The sequence below is a fragment of the Pirellulales bacterium genome, from assembly GCA_019636345.1.
Classification (GTDB): domain Bacteria; phylum Planctomycetota; class Planctomycetia; order Pirellulales; family Lacipirellulaceae.
Map to the genome: position 1 here is coordinate 124,899 of JAHBXQ010000011.1, position 17,691 is coordinate 142,589.

At 64.5% G+C, this 17,691-nt stretch carries 19 protein-coding genes; 3 read left to right on the forward strand and 16 right to left on the reverse strand.

Annotated features, from left to right (window positions below; translation table 11 throughout):
• The first annotated feature begins 3 nt into the window (after positions 1-3).
• Together KF688_19030 and KF688_19035 are read left to right on the forward strand one after the other, a co-directional pair.
• A complete protein-coding gene (locus KF688_19030) occupies positions 4-954 on the forward strand; it encodes an ABC transporter ATP-binding protein (GenBank protein ID MBX3427781.1) in 951 nt (316 codons plus the stop codon).
• Positions 951-2,654 (forward strand): hypothetical protein, encoded by a 1,704-nt coding sequence (locus KF688_19035; GenBank protein MBX3427782.1) that lies wholly within the window; start codon positions 951-953, stop codon positions 2,652-2,654. The genes KF688_19030 and KF688_19035 overlap by 4 nt, the downstream gene beginning before the upstream one ends.
• A 214-nt stretch (positions 2,655-2,868) precedes the next feature.
• Here the strand turns inward: KF688_19035 and KF688_19040 are convergent, their stop codons facing one another.
• The 13 genes from KF688_19040 to KF688_19100 form a co-directional block, all read right to left on the reverse strand.
• Complete coding sequence (locus KF688_19040; GenBank protein ID MBX3427783.1) at positions 2,869-3,381, reverse strand: hypothetical protein; 513 nt, start codon at positions 3,379-3,381, stop codon at positions 2,869-2,871.
• Positions 3,382-3,554: 173 nt separating this feature from the next.
• Positions 3,555-5,321, reverse strand: coding sequence for a type II secretion system protein GspD (locus tag KF688_19045; GenBank protein MBX3427784.1), 1,767 nt, complete (start codon positions 5,319-5,321; stop codon positions 3,555-3,557).
• A gap of 302 nt (positions 5,322-5,623) precedes the next feature.
• Entirely contained in the window at positions 5,624-6,244 is a 621-nt protein-coding gene (locus KF688_19050) for a hypothetical protein (protein ID MBX3427785.1), read from the reverse strand.
• Positions 6,237-7,808 carry a hypothetical protein gene (locus tag KF688_19055; GenBank protein ID MBX3427786.1) on the reverse strand — a complete coding sequence of 524 codons (1,572 nt, stop codon included), beginning with the start codon at positions 7,806-7,808 and terminating at the stop codon, positions 6,237-6,239. Before KF688_19055 ends, KF688_19050 begins: the two co-directional genes overlap by 8 nt.
• A gap of 17 nt (positions 7,809-7,825) precedes the next feature.
• A complete protein-coding gene (locus tag KF688_19060; protein MBX3427787.1) occupies positions 7,826-8,221 on the reverse strand; it encodes a hypothetical protein in 396 nt (131 codons plus the stop codon).
• Between the two features lie 51 nt (positions 8,222-8,272).
• Complete coding sequence (locus KF688_19065) at positions 8,273-8,797, reverse strand: prepilin-type N-terminal cleavage/methylation domain-containing protein (protein ID MBX3427788.1); 525 nt, start codon at positions 8,795-8,797, stop codon at positions 8,273-8,275.
• Positions 8,781-9,239 carry a hypothetical protein gene (locus KF688_19070; GenBank protein MBX3427789.1) on the reverse strand — a complete coding sequence of 153 codons (459 nt, stop codon included), beginning with the start codon at positions 9,237-9,239 and terminating at the stop codon, positions 8,781-8,783. Before KF688_19070 ends, KF688_19065 begins: the two co-directional genes overlap by 17 nt.
• A 231-nt stretch (positions 9,240-9,470) precedes the next feature.
• A complete protein-coding gene (locus KF688_19075; GenBank protein ID MBX3427790.1) occupies positions 9,471-9,968 on the reverse strand; it encodes a prepilin-type N-terminal cleavage/methylation domain-containing protein in 498 nt (165 codons plus the stop codon).
• Between the two features lie 22 nt (positions 9,969-9,990).
• The gene (locus tag KF688_19080; protein ID MBX3427791.1) at positions 9,991-10,314 is read right to left on the reverse strand and encodes a prepilin-type N-terminal cleavage/methylation domain-containing protein; all 324 of its coding nucleotides are present in this window, start codon (positions 10,312-10,314) and stop codon (positions 9,991-9,993) included.
• A gap of 258 nt (positions 10,315-10,572) precedes the next feature.
• Positions 10,573-10,938 carry a prepilin-type N-terminal cleavage/methylation domain-containing protein gene (locus KF688_19085; protein MBX3427792.1) on the reverse strand — a complete coding sequence of 122 codons (366 nt, stop codon included), beginning with the start codon at positions 10,936-10,938 and terminating at the stop codon, positions 10,573-10,575.
• Positions 10,935-12,089, reverse strand: coding sequence for a type II secretion system F family protein (locus KF688_19090; GenBank protein MBX3427793.1), 1,155 nt, complete (start codon positions 12,087-12,089; stop codon positions 10,935-10,937). Before KF688_19090 ends, KF688_19085 begins: the two co-directional genes overlap by 4 nt.
• 107 nt (positions 12,090-12,196) lie before the next feature.
• Positions 12,197-13,885 (reverse strand): Flp pilus assembly complex ATPase component TadA, encoded by a 1,689-nt coding sequence (tadA, locus tag KF688_19095; GenBank protein MBX3427794.1) that lies wholly within the window; start codon positions 13,883-13,885, stop codon positions 12,197-12,199.
• Positions 13,886-13,958: 73 nt separating this feature from the next.
• The gene (locus tag KF688_19100; GenBank protein MBX3427795.1) at positions 13,959-14,354 is read right to left on the reverse strand and encodes a response regulator; all 396 of its coding nucleotides are present in this window, start codon (positions 14,352-14,354) and stop codon (positions 13,959-13,961) included.
• Positions 14,355-14,715: 361 nt separating this feature from the next.
• Here KF688_19100 and KF688_19105 point away from each other — a divergent pair, with 361 nt between their 5' ends.
• On the forward strand, positions 14,716-15,054 hold the full coding sequence (locus tag KF688_19105; GenBank protein ID MBX3427796.1) for a type II secretion system protein: 339 nt from the start codon (positions 14,716-14,718) through the stop codon (positions 15,052-15,054).
• Between the two features lie 150 nt (positions 15,055-15,204).
• On the opposite strand, the gene KF688_19110 is transcribed toward KF688_19105, so the two are convergent.
• Genes KF688_19110 through KF688_19120 form a run of 3 tightly spaced genes read right to left on the reverse strand, consistent with a single transcriptional unit; the run spans position 15,205 to position 17,593 of the window.
• Positions 15,205-16,455, reverse strand: coding sequence for a LamG domain-containing protein (locus KF688_19110; GenBank protein ID MBX3427797.1), 1,251 nt, complete (start codon positions 16,453-16,455; stop codon positions 15,205-15,207).
• Between the two features lie 2 nt (positions 16,456-16,457).
• Positions 16,458-16,751 (reverse strand): transposase, encoded by a 294-nt coding sequence (locus KF688_19115; GenBank protein ID MBX3427798.1) that lies wholly within the window; start codon positions 16,749-16,751, stop codon positions 16,458-16,460.
• A gap of 56 nt (positions 16,752-16,807) precedes the next feature.
• Positions 16,808-17,593: an ISAs1 family transposase gene (locus KF688_19120; GenBank protein MBX3427799.1), complete on the reverse strand. Its 786-nt coding sequence runs from the start codon at positions 17,591-17,593 to the stop codon at positions 16,808-16,810.
• Positions 17,594-17,691: the final 98 nt, after the last annotated feature.

The following is a 17,691-nucleotide window of genomic DNA, read 5'->3' on the forward strand; positions in this document are numbered from 1 at the left end:
ATGATGATTAGCCCGCGTCGTCCGGCCATTCAAGTCGATCGCCTCCACCGCTATTTTGGCGAGACCAAAGCGGTGCAGAATATGAGCTTCGAGGTCTACCCGGGGGAGGTGTTCGGATACATCGGCCCCAACGGCGCCGGCAAGACGACCAGCATGCGGATCATCGCGACGCTCGACGAGCCGACCTCCGGCGACGCGTTCGTCGACGGATTCTCGGTGGTCGACGATCCCGAGCGAGTCCGCAAGCGGTTGGGGTTCATGCCCGATTACTTCGGCGCCTATCACGACGTCAACGTTCGCGAGTATCTCGACTTCTTCGCCCGGGCGTACGGGTTGCGGGGGCCGCAGCGCAACGCGGCGATTGACCGGGTCATGGAGTTCACCATGCTCGACCGGCTGGCGCGGAAGCCGATCGACGGGCTCTCGAAGGGAATGAAGCAGCGGCTCTGTCTGGGCCGAACGATGATTCACGACCCGGCCGTGCTGATTCTCGACGAACCGGCCGCGGGGCTCGATCCGCGAGCTCGGATCGAGTTGCGGGAAATGATCGACGCGCTGGCTCAGGCGGGCAAGGCGGTGCTGATCAGCTCGCACATCCTCACCGAATTGGCCGAGATCTGCGATCGCGTCGGGATCATCGAGCAAGGACGGTTGTTGGCCGTCGGAAGCGTCGAGGAGATCAGCGCCGCGGCGGTCGAATCGGTCAGCCGCGTGCGGGTTCGCGTGCTTGAGGACGACGACGGACTGCGGCGCTGGCTTGCAGCCCGCGAGGACGTGTCGCAGGTGCTGTACGCCGACGGTCAGTTCACCCTGAATCATGAAGGGGGTCCGGCCGAGCAGGCGGAACTGCTGAAACAGCTCGTCGCCGCGGAGTTCCGGGTCATCGAGTTCGCCAGCAAGACCAAGACGCTCGAGGACGTGTTTCTGCACGTCACGGAGGGCCGGGTGCAATGAGCGTCGCCGAGGCGGAACCTGTAGAAACATCGACTCGCAGCGCCCTGGGCGCTGCGACGTCCTGGGCGCTGCGTGCGCTTGCTTGGGGCGAGCGGCAGCTTGTCGCGCTTACGGACGATCTCAACCCGATTCTCGTCAAAGAGACGCGCCAAGCGCTCAAGAGTCGGCAGTTCGTCATTTCGTTCCTTGTGGTGCTGGTGGCATGTTGGATCGTCACCATCGGAGGGGTCGCGGTCATCGGACCGGAGATCTACTGGGGCGCGGCCGGGCGCGAGATGCTAATCGCCTACTTTGCGGTACTGGCGTTTCCGTTGTGCGTCGTCGTCCCGTACTCGGCGTATCGCTCCCTGGCCGTCGAAAAGGAGGAGAACACTTACGACCTGCTGTCGATCACCACGCTTGCTTCGCGGCAGATTATCACCGGCAAGTTGCTGAGCGCCGGGGCGCAGATCGTCGCCTACTTTTCCGCGGTGGCGCCGTGCATTGCGTTCACCTTCCTGTTGCGGGGGGTTGACGCCGTGACCGTGGCCCTTGCGCTGGCGATGTTGGTGCTCTGCTCGCTCGGATTGGCGATGGCGTCGCTGCTGGTGGGGACTCTCGCGCATGCCCGCTACTCGCAGGTCGTCTTCTCGGTGGCGCTGGTGCTGGGGCTCGTGCTGACGTTCTGGGGACTGATGGCCCTGGCGTATTCGTTGCTCGAGGAGGGAGCCGTGCTGTACGCCGAGGACGGATTTTGGGTGTCGATCCTGCTGCTGGCGACGCTGTACGCCACGACGTTCGGGCTGCTGCACGCGGCCGCGGCGGCACGGATCACATTTGCCAGCGAAAACCGCTCGACGCCGTTGCGCAAGTGGATGCTCGTCCAGCAAGGAGCCCTCGTCGCCTGCGTGGCGGCGATCTTGTTTTACGTCGACCAGACGATGCCGGCGTCGCTGCCGGTTTACGTGCAATTGGTCGAGCCGTTGATGGTGCTGGGGATCGCGGCGCTTGGTTACTGGTACGTGATGGGCGCGCTGCTTACCAGCGAGTGGCCGCACTTGTCGCGGCGCGTGCAGCGTTCGTTGCCGAACGGCCGCGTGACGCGGGTCTTCGGCAGTTGGCTGAACCCAGGCCCCGGCGCCGGGTACGTGTTCGCCGTGGCCAATTACACGTTTTTCGCTGGATTGGGATTCGCGCTCACGATGCTGGCCGGCTACGTCTCGGGGGGGGGCAGATCGCGGATGTACGACGCGGCGCTCTACTATTTCCCGCTCAGTTGGGCGTACCTCGTCACGTTCCTCGGGGTCGGCCGGATGCTAATCGGGCTGTTTCGCCGGTACACGTTCGTTCCGATGGCGGCTGGGTTTCTCACGCAATTGATCCTGCTGTTGGTCGGGGTCGGCGTGCCGATGGTCGCGTATTTAATGTCGGTCGACGGGCGCTATCTGGGTTCGTACTCGCTGATGCAGGTCACCAATCCCGCGCTCACGCTGCAGAAGCTCGTCTCCGACGGTCCTGGCGCGATCGACGCGCCGACGGTGATGCTCATCGTCGGCGCCGCGGCGCTGGCGACGTTGCTGATCAACGCCCGGTCCGTGGCGACGGAACTCTACCGGCAGCGAATCCCGGTCCCGATCCGATTGATCGAGGACGACGCCGAGGAGCGAGCGGCCGCCAAGCAGGCGAAGCCGCAAAGCCCCTGGGACGAGCCGGAAGCTTGAACCGGGGCGTGCGCGGGGTCTGTCTCGACCCTCGTGCTTTGTCAGCTCAGGTCTTTTGGGCTGGGAACGACGCAACCTGGTGACAGAGAGTTGTTGCGCCGTCCCCAACCCATAATCTCGCCTGTGTCAAAGCGCTAGTGCATTGACCTAAGCCAGTCCCCTTTTCAACAAACCGTCAGCGCCCCGCGTTTCGTTGATAGCTTTCGGGCGACGCTTAGTTTTCGAGCGACGCTTGCCAGCGTTGCCGACCGCGTTGGAGGACGACCTTAGGAGTTTCGATCGAGATCACCTCGATGCCGTAGACAGTTCCCCCGGCGGGGATCGAGGCGACTTGCCCCGCGATCGACAGCACGACGCGCGGTTCGTTGACCGTCGCGAAGCCCAACAGTTCGACCGATTCCTCAAATCCGCCGTCGTGCTTCACTTGGCCCCCTTGCCGTTTCGGAGCGACAAACAGCTCGACGCGGTCTGGGAAGGGAGGTTCGTAATTGGCAATTCCCGTTGCCGGGGCGTCGACCTTCGGCTCGACCGGTTGCTTGGCGTCCGCAGGATTCGACACGGGGAGCGCGACGGGCGCCGGCGACTCCGCCGCTACAAGTGCCGCAGGAGTCGCCAGGGGCAGACTTTCCTCGGGCTGGTTGCACGCCGCGCACAACGCGGCTGCAAGCACGACGGCGGTTCGGCCGAGCTTGCTGCGGCGAGTCGTGGTGGTCGCGAGCGGATTCATAGCGATTGAAATCGAGACCTGTTCGCAATTGGCGGAGATTCCGCCAAGCAAATGTAGGTCAGGCGGGCGGAGTGCGGGTCAGAACAGGACCAGAGTGCAGAGCGAAGCGCCGCTGCGAAGCGTCGGCACAGGCGGCATGACCGGTGCAAACGGCCCGCCGGGGGGCGAGCCGTTTACTTGCCGAAGGTGCGGCTCCACCAACTGGACTGCTTTGCCTGGCGCACGGGGCTGGGGGGAACGAGATTTCGCCGCTGAGCTTCGCCCGCGGCGTTGGCGCGGTATCGGTCGGAGAAGCCGGGGCGGAGCTTGGACTCCGACGTCGCGGTGCTCGTGACGGGTCCAGGAGAGTACTGGCCCGGCGCCGCGTCCTCGACCGGCGGCAAGGGCATGATTTGCTCGTCCGCGCAGCCGAGCGGGCCGCACCCTTCGGCGTAGGGGATGCGTTCAAGCCGGCACTCGATCGTGTCACGGGCGGCAAATTCGCGGGGGCTATTCTGGTCGTCGTAGCCGACAATCTCGGGCTGAATGAACACGATCAGTTCGCTTTCACGGACGTCCGTGTTGCGCGATCGGAACAAGGCGCCGACGTATTTCACGTCCTTGAGAAAGGGGATGCCTTTGAATTCGCCCGTGTCGCTGCGATGGCGGAGACCGCTGATGACGATCGTTTGTTTGTTGGCGACGCGCACCCGAGTGGTCGTGCTGCGGGTGTCGATGATCGGCTGATTGTCGCCGGGGGTGAAGCCGGCGAGGCGGCTGTACTCCGGCTCTGCGATCAATTCGATCGTGCCGTCCCCGGCGATCAGCGGGCGGACCCGCAGCGTGATGCCGGCTGGTTTGAACGCGGTCGTGCCGATCTGGCCGCCGAGTTCCGACTGGGTGATCTGCTGGTAGGGAATTTCCGACACGCTCTTCATCTCCGCCTGTTCGTTGTCGAGGACGACGACGTTGGGGTTGGCCAACAACCGCGCGTCGTTGGCGCTTTGCAGCAGTTGAAGGACCGAGGTGATGTCGAAATTGCGAGTCAAGCTGCGAACCGTCAGCGCGCCGCCGGGGTTCGTGGCCGATACGAACGGCTCCAGGGTCGTCGTGTCGAATTGAAGCGCCTGGCTGGGCGTCCCGTCCGCTTGCAACGAGTTGCCTTTTGCGGCGCTTCCCCAGTTCAAGCCGAGTTGCTCGACGTCCTGCAGACTGAGATCGTAGATCAGCGCCGTGATCTTCACCTGGGGCCGCGGGCGGTCAACCCGATCGAGCACGTTGCGGGCCATCTCGATATTGCGGGGATAGTCGACCACCAGCAGGCGGTTTTCGCTGGGCATCACCGCGACCCGGCCTTGCATGCTGAGAACCGCTTGCAGCGCAGGCCGGGCGTTCTCCGCGGGGATGTATTGCGTGTGGAAGTAGACGACTTCCAACTGGTTCGCCACGGCGCTGGGGGTCCCCCCGGCCGCGGCGGCGGCGGATTCCTCCATCCGCTGGACGAAGGCGACGATCGACTTCACGCGATCTTCGTAGTCGACGATCAGCAGGCTGCGGGCCGAGTCGAGCGCCCGGATCTGTCCCTGGGCGCTCTTGAGCAGTTGCGCCGCCTCGGTGATCTCAGTGAGCGTGCCGTAGCGAATCGGGATCGTCGTGGAGGTGAACAGCGGATTGGCGCTCCCCACGTCAGCGACCATCTGAACGACAAGGCTATCGCCCACCGGGCGATAGCTGTAGCCGTTGGCCAGCAGGATCGAATCAAGCACCTCGCGGAGGGTCGCCTGCTTGAAATCGCAGTTGACGGTCCCTTCGATCGACTTGCCGGTAACGAGGTTGACCCCCCAGATCTCGCTGATCGTGAACAGGGCCGCTTCGATCGTCGAGTTGCGGAGTTTGAGGTCTCCCTTCTGCTGCAGCGCCTCGGAGAGCGCGACCTTGGGCCGTGCCGGCGTCGACGCCACGGGGGGCTTCGGCTGGTCCGCTTGCGGAGCTTCCAGAACGGGGCCCGCGGGCGAACCCTGTTGGGGAGCGACGAGTCGCTCGGGAGGCTGGCCTCGGACGGGCGTTGCGAGGCAAAGCGAGAGCGCACCAAGGGCGGCAAGCATCGGCGCAAGGGCCGGCGCTCGTCCGCGTCCGTGCGGAGGCCGTTTCAATCGTGCCTCGTCCGTCGTCATTCGGGCGCGTCCTCCTTGACGTGCCTCAGGGCGTCGTCGGCCTCATGGCCGCGGCAACCCGGGGGTCGAACCGACTGCGCATCCTTGCGTCAGCCGTTCTGCCGTGCGAGTGCGAAAAACCACAATTCCAATTCGAGGGTCACGGTTTGCCCGCCGCGGCTGGCTGAGTTCAAGTGCAGGCGATGTGCGTGGGCGAGTTGTTGTTCCTTGGCGATCCGATCCAGAAGTCCGTTGATCGAGTTCATTGGTCCGTCGACGGCCAGCGAAACCGCACGGCGTTCGAGCATGAACGGCGTTGGTTGCAGCGGGTCTCCCGGGGCTCTTTCTCCCAGCACGCGATCGCCTTGCAGCCAGGGGCGAACCGCCGGCGTTCCGACCTCCAACCGTCGCACCTGGCAGCCCGACTCTCGGACCAAGTTGACAAGCCGACTGCGGAAGGCGGCGACCGAGGCCTCGTCGACGGTGCGTTTCTCCAGCTCTGCAAGTTTGGCGTTGAGCGCGGCGACGGTGCTCTCGGCCTCGGGCAACCTAGCGGCGGTCGCTTCGGCCTCGACGAGTTGCGCGCTCAACTCCGCATGACGGGACTTTTCGTCAAAATACTCATCGGCCAACGGATATGCCGTGGCTAGGGTGAGCGCGATCGTCACAGTCGCAACGATTGGCCAACGGTAGCGGGATTCGCAAAATGTGCGGATTAGGCTGTCATTCACGACTGGCGACCTCCGGCGCCGGCGCCGACTCGTCGGCGAGCACCAGTTCGAGGAGGAATTGGGTGACAGGGCCCGAGTCGGAGGCGCCCGGGGCGGCCCCCTTGAGGGCGACCTCGCGGACCCCAGGGGCGTTTTCCAGCCATCCGACGAACGTGTAGACCCCCGCTTCGAGGTAGCTGGCGCCGTCGAGCGAGATCCGGGTCAGGTCGGTCATCAGGAAATCTCGCAGCCAGACGTCCTCGGGCATCGAGTTGGCGACGAGTTTGATCTCGGCTAGGCCCGACTTGGCGGGCAGCTGGACTGCCAGCAGTTCTAGCTGCGTCAGCTTGGCTCGGCTGCGCATGCCCTGCAGCCGTAGTTCGTTCGCGCGAGCCTGGGCGACGGCCAAGCCGTCGAGTTGAGCCTGAATCTCGGCGACCTTGCTTTGCTCGTTCGCCTTGAGCACAAACAACCCCGCGGACGCCAGCAGGACCGCCGCCAGAGGGGCCACGCTGCGAACGATTCGCGGTCGCAGCGGCGTCCGGGTGCGAGCCTCCAGGTGTTCCTTCAGATTGGGGCAATCGCGCTGAGCCGGAGGATAGTAGGCGGCGAGCAATCCGCCCAAGGTCGTCGCCGTCACGTGGGGGAGCGACTGCGCGTCGATCTTCCACGTCGCTTGCACCTGTTGCCCGGCGACGGTTTCGACCTCGAACGGCGCCTTCGACGACAGGCTTTGGCGGGCCAAAGCGACGGCTTGCGGTTCACCGGCGAGATAGAGCCGCTGAACGCGAGTCGCTCCCTCCGTGATGAATCGCGCCGCATAGCGTTCCAGTCGGCTGCAGTGTTGATCGGTGATTCGGGCGAGGTCCTGAGGACCGAATTGGCCGCCGGGGCGGTAGTCGATCAACAGCTCGCCGTCGTAGCAGACTCCCAGTTCGCATCGTCGATCATCCACGATCGCCAGCAAATAGGGCGCCTGGGGGGCGTCGGGAAGCCGCGACACCGCGCGACCGAGCGCCGTCAGTTCGGGTTCGATGCATTCGATTTGCAGGCCGGACGCCTCGGCGGCTTGAGACAGGACCGCGAGCGTGTCTTGATGGCTGGCGACGGCCAGGGCGTGCGTCAGGCGCGCGTTAATTTGCTTCACCTGCGTGACGAGCGCCTTCTCGCCGGCGCCGAGCGACAGGTACATGCGGCTGCGGTGTTCGAGCTCTTTGAGCTCGGCGCGCACTTTGTCGGACGAGCCGCGCAGCACGCGCGTCACGCAGTACTCGCCGCTGAGGACGATGTGCACGGCCGCGCCCTGCAGGGCGTGGTCGGCGACGATCTTGCGGAACCCGGCCGTGAGCTCCGCAAGGGCTGGAAGCGAACGGAGATCGGTCGATTCCTTTCGCCAGACGAAGGACGAGGCCGTGACGGAATCGGGATTATCTCCCCCGGACTTCGTGAGCACGGCAGTGGTCAGGAGATTGCGCGTCACTTCGATCACGACGGCCCGACCGGAGCCGGCGCGGTTGCGCGTGGCGCGACGGCGATCGCCGGAACGACGACGGTCGGGGGAGTTGGCTTTGCCTGGGAACTTCATAATTGACTCGCGACGGGCTAGAGTTCGATCACTGCAACCACGGTGCGGACGACCGATCCCGCGGCGCCCTGGGCCGTGACGGTTACGGTCGAGTTGGCGCCGCTGACGGCGGTGACAGTGTAGGCGTCGTCGGCAGGGAACAGGCCTTCGGTCAACGTGCCGCGCCACGTGGCGTCGGCCTCCAGTTCAGCGGCCGCGGCGTGGACTCCGGCGTTGGCCAGATACAAGGCGCGTTCGTAGGCGACGGCGTTGTTCAAGGCCGCGATCTCGCTGGTCAACGTCTCCATGACCGCGACCGTCGTGATCGACGAGACGATGACGATGAACATCGCCAACACCAACGCCATGCCGCGACGCCGCGGCATGCGGCGGCGACGGCGTCGGTTCGGCGTTGAGGCGACAGGGCGATTCATCGGGTTGCCGTCAAGCGTCCATAGCCGCCGGGGGACGGCGCGGGTCGGTGTTTACCAGGAGCGGAGCCAAGCGATGCACGACACGGTCTCGGTCGTCGTACCGCCGGGGCGCGACACGTCGTACGTGACGGTGCAACGAACGGCATGGACCAGATCCGGCTCGGTCGTGGCGGTCGAACCGTTTGCTTTGAGACCGGCGAACCGAAACGTCTTGATCTGCGGGGCCAGCAGGTTCGAGGCGGTCGTGACGCCGTACAACGCCTGCGAGTTTCCATTGTTGTGCGCGTAAACCAGCCGTGCGTTGTCGCTCATCACGAGCGTCAGCGTGCCCGAGGACGTCGATTCGTCCGAGACGTCGGCGACGCGAATCGCCTGCCGCACCTTGCGGGTGACGTGCCTGAGGACCGAGAGGGCCGACTCGCGCACCGAATATTCGTCGCGGTGCGACTTCCAGGCGCTTTGCCCGGTGCGCAGCAGGGCGACGCTGGTCGTCGTCAACGCGGCCAACATGGCCGTCGCGACGATGAGTTCGACCAGGGAGAACCCAGCTCGACGATGATCAGGAATTCGGGGCACTGACGTAACTGGCAAGTTTGGAGACTTTGGTGCGGACGGTGACGCGCAGCTCGCCGGAGTTCCAGGCGGAGTTGCCGTTGGCGTCCTCGTACACGGTCGCTTGAATGTGCATCAAGCGATTGACGAGCCCGCCGGACGCGGGCTGGTCGGACTTGACGACGGAGTATTTCAACGTGGCTCGGCCCTCGGCGGCGAACGTTCCCGTAGCGGTTCCCGAGGTCCAGTTCTGCATCGTCAGCGCGGCGTGTTCCTCCAGCAGTCGCACGGCGTAGTTGGCCAGCATCTCGCGCTGAGTCGCTTCGCGACTCTGAGTCATCCCGTTGCGCAGCGCGACCATCGTCGGCACGAGCGTCGCCGTTATGATCGCCGCCGCGGCGATTGTTTCGAGCAGCGTCAATCCGTGCCGAGCAACGGGGCGCCGGCGATGGCAGGCAATCTTCATGGCGAGGCGTCGGGTCGCATTCGTTGGCGTCGGAACCGCGGCGGCCCGAGCGTTCGAAAATGCCGACCGTAGGTCGGTCAAATCGAGGCTCACGGCGGTTTCGAGGATTGCACAATCGTAGCTTGCGGTGTGCAACCGGGCCGGCCGAAGAGTGCCCTGCTTTCGGCAGAATCCAAACGACCGGCGCCGAGTCGGCATGCGGCTGTCGGAGATCGCCTGTCTGCTCCCCGATCAGGGGGTCGTTTCGGCGACTTGCACGGCGCCCGTGGCCGCGGCCACCGAAAGGGTCCACGAGCGTGCGGGCCCGCTGACGGCGACCGAATAGGCCCCCAAGGCCGAGCCGTCGAAGTCGAACTCGAGCTGCGAACTGCTCGCGGTGACGTCGACCCCGGCGGGGGTGGCTCGCGGTGCGTCGACGGCGACGTCTCCTCCTGAGGCCCGCTGAGTCAGCACGTAACTGGCGACCTTGCCGCTGGCGAGCGTCAGCGCCAAGAAGTGATTGTCGCCGGTGGCGATGGTGCGGCGGCGGGCGTGCCGCAAATCGACGGCCAGCTTGCGAACGTAGGTCTCGGCCTGCACGGACTCGACCGTCCGACTGCCGAACCTGCCGAAGCTGGCGGCCGTGACCAGCCCGATGATCGCCAGCACTGCCAACAACTCGACAAGACTGAAGGCACGGCGCCCCGGGGGACGCCGTGCCTTCGTCAAGTTCGTATCGACTCTTCCCATGAACGTCACGAGGGGGACGCCTCTAGTTCACGCGGTGCGTGGTGCTGTTGAGGCTGTAGGCGCTGTTCGTGACCGGGTCGGCGGGGAGGCCCTCAGGGAAGTAGTTCGTGTTCCCGGCGATATCGGATAGGTTGTCGGCGGGCCACGACCCAGTGTCCATGTAATACCGCTCGACCGCGGCGTTGATGGTCGCCTTGTGGTGGTCGCGGACTTTTTGCTTGGCAGTCGTCGTCGAAACGGTGACGCGCGGCACGATGATTGCGGCGATGATGCCCATGATGGTCACCACAGCGAGCAGTTCGAGCAGCGAGAAGCCGCGCCGCTTTTTCTTTTGCAGCACGTTCATGGGGATAACACTCCTCACAAGTCAAAGGGGCGAATGTCGTCGCCGTAGGCCGGCGTAGGCGTCTGGTTCGGGGGCCCCGTCGGCCCTTGTTGCACAAGTCTAGGTCACGTAAGCCGCACAAGCAGAGGAAGCGACGACCAGGGCGGGAAAATATTGCGGGTGGCCGTCAAATTACGCAGGCAAAGGAATCCCCTCCGATCTGGGGCGTTTCAATCGTCACGACCCTGGCAATCCAGGGATACGGACCGCTTAGGAATGTCAATGAGCGTGTCCCGTCACGCGGCCGGAACTGTCGATCGTGTACGCGGAACCGTCGACCGGACAGGTTGGCAGGCCGCTGGGGAAATAGTCGAGGTCGCCGCCGATGTTTGACAAATTGCCGGCAGGCCAAGCCCCCGTGTTTCTCATCCAAAGCTCAGCCTGGATCTCGATGTCGCCGACGTTCGTCTGGCAGCCGGCCCGTTTCCCGGCGTCGGCGCCGCTCGTGGCTCGCGTTACGGCCAGCGCCACGACGATGGCCAGCAGGACAAGCACGGCCATGAGCTCCAGCAGCGATGCCCCGCGCTTTGTGCGGGCGATGAACAGAGCGACGGAACGTCGCGGAGCGCCAGAGGCGAACATCATTTCACCGTATTGATCATGTCGAACATGGGGAGGTAAATCGCCAACAGAATGACCGAGATCGCCCCGGCGAGCGTGATGGTGAGCACCGGTTCGAGCACGCCGACCATGAGGCTGGTCCGCCGCTCGATTTCACGCCGCAGGTGCTCGCAGATTTCGTTGGTCGCCTTGACGAGCAGGCCCGTGCTTTCGCCGACCACCACCAACTGGTAGACGATGGGGGGGAACAGGTTTTCGTGTTTTTCGATTTCGCGGCTGAACCGTTCGCCCCGTTGGACGGCCGCTTGCAGGTCGAGCACCCCCTTGCGCATCGCTCGGTTGTTGACGGCGTCCGCGGTGTGCCGTAGAGCTTCCATCAGCGTAAACCCCGCGGCCATGAGGCTGTGGAGCGCGTCCATCATCTGCAGCACGGCCATGTCGCGCAGCCAATCGCCGACGAGGGGAGCGTCGAGCAAGACCTTGTCGATGCGCGCAGCCGTGACGACGTTGCTGCGCAAGTGTCGGAAAACCAGCGCGGCGACAATGCCCGCGGCGAGAACGTAGAGGACATATTGCCGGACCATCGAGCCGGCAAAGATCATGACTTGCGTGATCAGCGGCAACGGGACCTTGGCGTCGGCGTAGGTCTGCTCGAAGACGGGGATGACGTACATCATCAGAAACCCGACGAGCCCGCTCCCGAGGACCATCAGCAGAGCCGGATAGGCGAGCTTCTTGACGACCTGCTGGCGGAGTTGCCGAGACTTGTCGCGGTTCTCGGCGAGGTGCTTCAACGTGTCGGCGAGCGTGCCCGATCGCTCGCCAAGACGGATCTGGCTGACGATCAGCCGATCGAACATCTCGGGAAATTCGGCCAAGGCCGAACTGAAGGGGGAGCCCGATTCGACTTTACGGTGGAGCGTCTCGAGCGTGGTGCGATGCCCGGCGAGCGATTCTTCCTTGGCCAAGGTCGCCAACGCCCGCGGCAACGGCACGCCGTTGCCGATCAAGGTCGCGAGATTGCGGAGCAGAAAGGTCGCTTCGTGCGGCTTGAATTTCTGAGGCGCGGCTTGCTTGCGCGGCGCGAACAGGCGCTTGCTCACCAGCAGCGAGGAAAGACCTCCCCACGCTCCGGGAGCTTCGGCAGCCAGGGCGAGTCGCTTACGTCGAGCCATGTTCGTCGTGGGTATGCGGGGAGCGAGTCGAGACTGTTTTTCGCAAGTTTCGCGATGCTTGCCGCTCGCGGCAGGCGTGATTCGTTTGCGATCGGACGGGCGGAGGATTATCCGGAGACCTTGTAAAACACCTCCTCCAGCGAGGTTCGCCCGGCGAGGGCTTGTTCCAGGCCCGCGGTGCGGAGATCGACCATGCCTTCCTCGAGCGCCAGTTCGCGCAGCTTGGTGGTGGGCAGGCCCTTTTCGATTGCTTGCGACATTCTGGGGGTGACGACCATCACCTCGAGCGCCGGGATGCGACCCATGTAACCGGTGCCGAGGCACTTCTTGCAGCCGCGACCGCGGTAGAAGTCGGCGTTGGCGGCGACTTCGGGACTGACACGCAAGGCGGTCAGGTAGTGCTCGCTGGGAGCGACAGGTTCCTTGCAGTGAGGGCAGATCGAGCGCAACAGCCGCTGCGCGATCGATCCCAACAAGGCGCCGCCGATCTTGAAGTGATCGATCCCCAGGTCGTTCAACCGGCTGATCGTGCCGACGGCGTCGTTGGTGTGGAGCGTGCTGATCAGCAGGTGCCCGGTGAGGGCCGCCTGAACCGCGGTCGCCGCCGTTTCGTGGTCGCGGATTTCGCCGACCATGATGACGTCGGGATCCTGGCGCATGATGTACTTGAGGGCGTTGGCGAAGCCGAGCCCGTGTTCGCTGTCGGAGTGGACCTGGTTGACCCCCGGGAGGCGGTATTCGACCGGGTCCTCGACGGTGACGATGTTGCGACTTACCGAGTTGAGCTTCGAGAGGACCGCGTACATGGTCGTGCTCTTGCCCGAGCCGGTCGGCCCGGTGACGACGATCATGCCGTGGGGCTTGTCGATCAGCTTCTGGACGAGCTCGATGTCGCGTTTCGGCAGGCCGATTTCTTCGAGGTGGAACGAGCGACTCCCTTCGTCCAGGAGCCGCATCACGACCTTTTCGCCGCCGACGGTGGGGATCGTGCTGACGCGAAAATTGACGCGGGCGCCCGCCTCGTGAACGGCGAGCTGACCGTCTTGCGGACGGCGGTTTTCGGTCGTGTCCATGTCGGCCATGACCTTGATGCGGGCCACGACCGGTTCCTCGATGTGCCGGGGGATCGTCATGACCGACTGCAGCGACCCGTCGACCCGGTACCGCACCCGCATTTCGGGTTCGTGGGGTTCGAGATGGATGTCGCTGGACCCCGCGTTGATGGCGCCCATGAGGATGGCGCGGACCAACCGCACGACTGGCGCCTGATCCTCTTCCAGCGTGAGTTCGGTCGGGGCGTCGTCGCCGATCGCGTGCTCGGCCGCCTCCAGGTCGGCCATCTTCATGTCGACGACCGTTTGACGCGCGACCACCCGGTCGTCGAAACCGCGATCGAGCACGGCGTCGATCCCCTCTCCTAGGGACACGACCGGTTCGATGTGGTAGCCGGTGATCAACTCCGCTTCGCCGATCGCGTCCATGTCGTCGGGCGCCAGCATGGCCAGTTGCAGCGAGCGACTATGCACGCTCACCGGCGCCATACGGCGCGAACGGGCGAGACTTTCCGGCAGCAACCGGACGACCTGCGGGTTGATCCCTTCGGGGATGATTTCCAGGAAAGGCACGCCGTACTGTTCGGACAGCGCTTCGCCCAGTTGATCGGCCGTGACCAAGCCGCGGCGGATGAGCAGTGAACCGAGCAGCCCCTTCTCGTCTCCTTGGGCGGCGAGCGCGCTGTCCAACTGGGCTGAGGTGATCCAGCCTTTGGAAACCAGGATGTCGCCGAGACGGGCCATGGAATCGGTCTCAATGCGGAGAGTCAGTCTTGCGGTCGCGACGGCTTTCGCCGAGGCATTTGGACGGAGGGAGTTACTTGCGCTTGACCGAGGCCGAGACGGCCAAGAGCCCCTCGACTTTTCGCTCCAATACCAACGGGTCGTACGGGGTGACCAAGTACTCGTCGGCGCCAGCGTTGAACGCTCGTTGAACTTCGCTGAGATCGGAGTTGGCTGACATAAATACCAGGGGCACGTCGCTGGTGCGGGTGTCGTCGCTGATACGGTTGAGCAATTCCACCGGGTCGACGTCAGAGACTTGCCCGACGGCGATTAGCCCTGGCTCGTTGGTTTCCAGCCACTTCAACCCCTGGGCCGCCGAATCGACGGCATGCACGACATGGCCGAGCAGTTCCAGCCGAAACGCCGTGATCTGCATCAGGGTCGGCTCTTCTTCGAGCAGCAGGATGTTGCTGTGGAGTCGTTGCATGGGAGAGAGTTCTATAGCTCAGCCGGAGCGGCGGGGGCTCGTTGCGATTTGGCAACGCGGCTCACAAACGTAGCTTGCAGGCGTGCGTCTTGCGGGAAGGCGTCGGAACGACGGCCGGCTCCCAGAGGCGAGAGTCCGGTTACGGAGGTTCAGCCGATACGACCGGCACGGACCGCTGAACTGAACGCGCCGGACGAATCCGCGCAACTGCTCCAAGACGATATGCCGCAACCGAAAAGCTTTGTGCCGAGGCTCCGGGCGGATACTAGACTTGCGGGTAAGGACCGTTTGTCGGCGGGAGGCCGCATTCCGAAATCGGGTTTCCACACGCGTGCGAGTTCGCCCCGCGGAGGGGCTGACCATGAACGACCCGCCGACCTATTGCCGACGCGGTTTCTCGCTCATCGAACTGTTGGCGGTCGTCGCCGTCATCGGGTTGCTCGCGGCCGTCATCATCGGTCGCATCTCCGATTCGAGCCAGAACTCGAAAGAGAAGGCGTGCCGACACAATTGCGCGCAGATCAATTCGGCGATTGATCGGTACTATTTCGAGCACGAATCGTTTCCGGCCAATCTTTCGACGCTTAACACGATCGAGTATTTCCCCGAGGGGATTCCGTCCTGCCCGATGAGCGGGTCGGCGTACTCGCTGAACTCGACCACGCACCGGGTCGAGGGGCACCCGGACTCGCATCCGTGACGGGTGTTCGCCTCTCAGGGGCAGGGCTTGGGGCCGTCGCGCAAGTCAGTGCGTGAGAAGTGGGCCCCTGCTCCAGAGGCCACGGATTGCAGCCAGTCCGCTCGTCTCGCCTGCGGCCGGCGCCGGTCGGCTCAGCTTCGCTGGCAGAGTCTATCGCGCCTCGACCCACCGCAGGATCTTGAGGCCGTCGATGCGGCCCCCCCGATAGGTGTTGAAGACTTCTCCCGGAGTCATCGCACGACTGTAGATGCGGACGTCATCAATCCGGCCGGTGAAGTCGAAGCTATTGCTCGTGTGGCCGTGCCGCCCGATGCGGGTGACGCTCCCCAAGCCGGAGTAGCTGATCGCCGGGGCGGCGCTGGTGCTGGCGACCTCGTTGCCGTCGATGTACAGCTTGATCGTTTCGCCGGCGGCGAGCGACGCTGCGAAGTGATGCCAGCCGCTCTTGGCCATCGAGCCGGCGAAATCGGCGCTGACCCAGCTCGAGCCGTTGTAGTACGAAGCCCGGGTGAGCGAACCGCTCGTGTTAAGTCGCAACAAGAAGTAGTCGCCAATGCTGACGATTTCCGCTCCCACGGAGTCGGCGGAATCGAGCTTGGCCCATCCCGCGACGCTCACGCTGGAGGTTCGGCCGACCAGGAGCGGGATCTCGACGTAGTTGGTGCCGTTCAGGGCGATTGCCGTTCCCATGCCTGCACGGCCGGTGCTCGTGACGCCCAAAGTCGGACTGCCGACGTACGTGCCGTCGTTCCCCTGTCCCGTCGCGTCGGCCGCGAGCGTGCCGCTGGGTTCGTCCAGCTTGTACCAGGCGGCCAAACCGAAGAGATCGTACACGTCTTGCTGCGACAAGACGCGGTTGTAAACTCGGACCTCGTCAAAAAGTCCGTTGCAGAATTTCTCAGGAGTTGCCGTCGTCGCGCCGATGCGAAGAGTATTGTCCGACGATGCGTCCCCGATTGTGCCGGAGCCGGCGAACGTTTCCGCCAACTCGCCGTTAACGTAGGTTTTGACGAGCCCTTCCTGGTAACTGAAGACGACATGCGACCACTGGTCGTCGGCGAGATAGGCGCCCGTGCTGTGCCAGTTCCAGCCGGGCGACGAATTGGCGTAAGACCACTTCAGCTCGTTCAGCGACGAGAGGGCGAACTTGTACTCACCCTCTTTGCTTAGCAAGGTCCGTTCAGACCCCGGCTTGGTCCCTGGTTTGACCCACAGGGCGACCGTGCAGTCGTCGTTCATGACGAGCGAGCGGGCCGCGGGGATCGAGACGTAGTCGTTCGTCCCGTCGAGCGAGACGCTCTTGCCGTAGACGCCCGCTTGGTTGACCGTCGGTCCGTTGACGTGGGTCCCCGTATTGCCGGCCGGGGACGAGTCGGCGGCGACCGTGCAGGAGAACTGCAAAGTCAGGAATTGAGCATTCGGAGCCCGAGTTCGGGGTTCCAGGCGACGTAGTCGGCGGCGGCCCGGAGGGGGATGGCCGCATCGGAGCAAAGGCGGTGGATGGTCACCGCCGCATTGTTGAGGGCGGCCAGGCAGGCGGAGAGTCCAGGTCTGCGGGTATGGTGGCGGTCTTCGTCCCACCAGCGGTCTTTGCAGAAGTGCAAGCCGTTTTCGACGCGCCAATGGTTGCGCACGTCGGCCAGGAGGTCGGCGGCGGTGACTTGGTCCGGGTCTTGGCTGGAAACGAAGTACCGCACGTCGTGCGAGACGAGCTCGCCGGCGGCATTGCGGACCTCGCGATCAATGCGGATCGCTACGCGGCAGCCGGGCAGATCGAGGACCTCGCGGATGTACGTCGCGTTGTCGACGTCGACCCAGATCCGGCGCGTTTCTCGGAAGCCCCCCTTTTACTCTTTTCGGTCGTTTGGGCGGCCGGCGGACGCTCGGGCGCCCCGACGAAGCAGTGGACCAGCGCGTCGAGCGTATCCGGCTGATTGTCCTTCACCTGCAGCAGATAGTCGCAGCCGCGGCTGGTGATCAATTCCGCCAGCGGCCGCTGGGCGAAGATGGCATCCCCAGTGATCAGTCGTAACATCGGGTAGGCGTCGAGCAACTCTGCCAGATGCCGCCGCAGGACCGTCGGTTCGTTCGTCTTCTCCGTCCCGGTCGACCATTGGCCGACGACGACCTGCAGGTCGTGAACGAAGGCGTTGAGCATGTGCAATGGATCGCCATCGTCGTCGACGGCTTGCTTGGCCGTCTTGCCGTCGACGGCCACCGCGCCGCGGGTCGCTCCCTCGGCGAGTTGCGCCCGCAGCCAGACCGTCAATGCGGCTTGAAACTCTTCGACCCGGCACTTGGCGAGCGTTCGGCTGAACGTCGTCGCACAGGGCGGCGCGCCCCGGTCGAATCCCAGCGGCTCCCGCAGTCGGTCCCAGTTCGCCGTCGCCCAGCGGACCAAAACCTCCATCTCCCGAATCCGCGCCAGCATCCCCAGCAGCGTCAGCACGACCATCCCAGCAAACGGATGACGCACTCCCCGCGCCTTACGCGGATCCTCCAGCCGACCAAACGCCTCAAGCAACGTCGACGCATGCATCGCAGGCCTCTTCCCCGCAGAAAAGAGCCCCCCTGCCGCCCTCATCTACGGAGCCGCCCCGCTCGCAGTTCGATGAAATCGACTATGCAGTTCTCCTG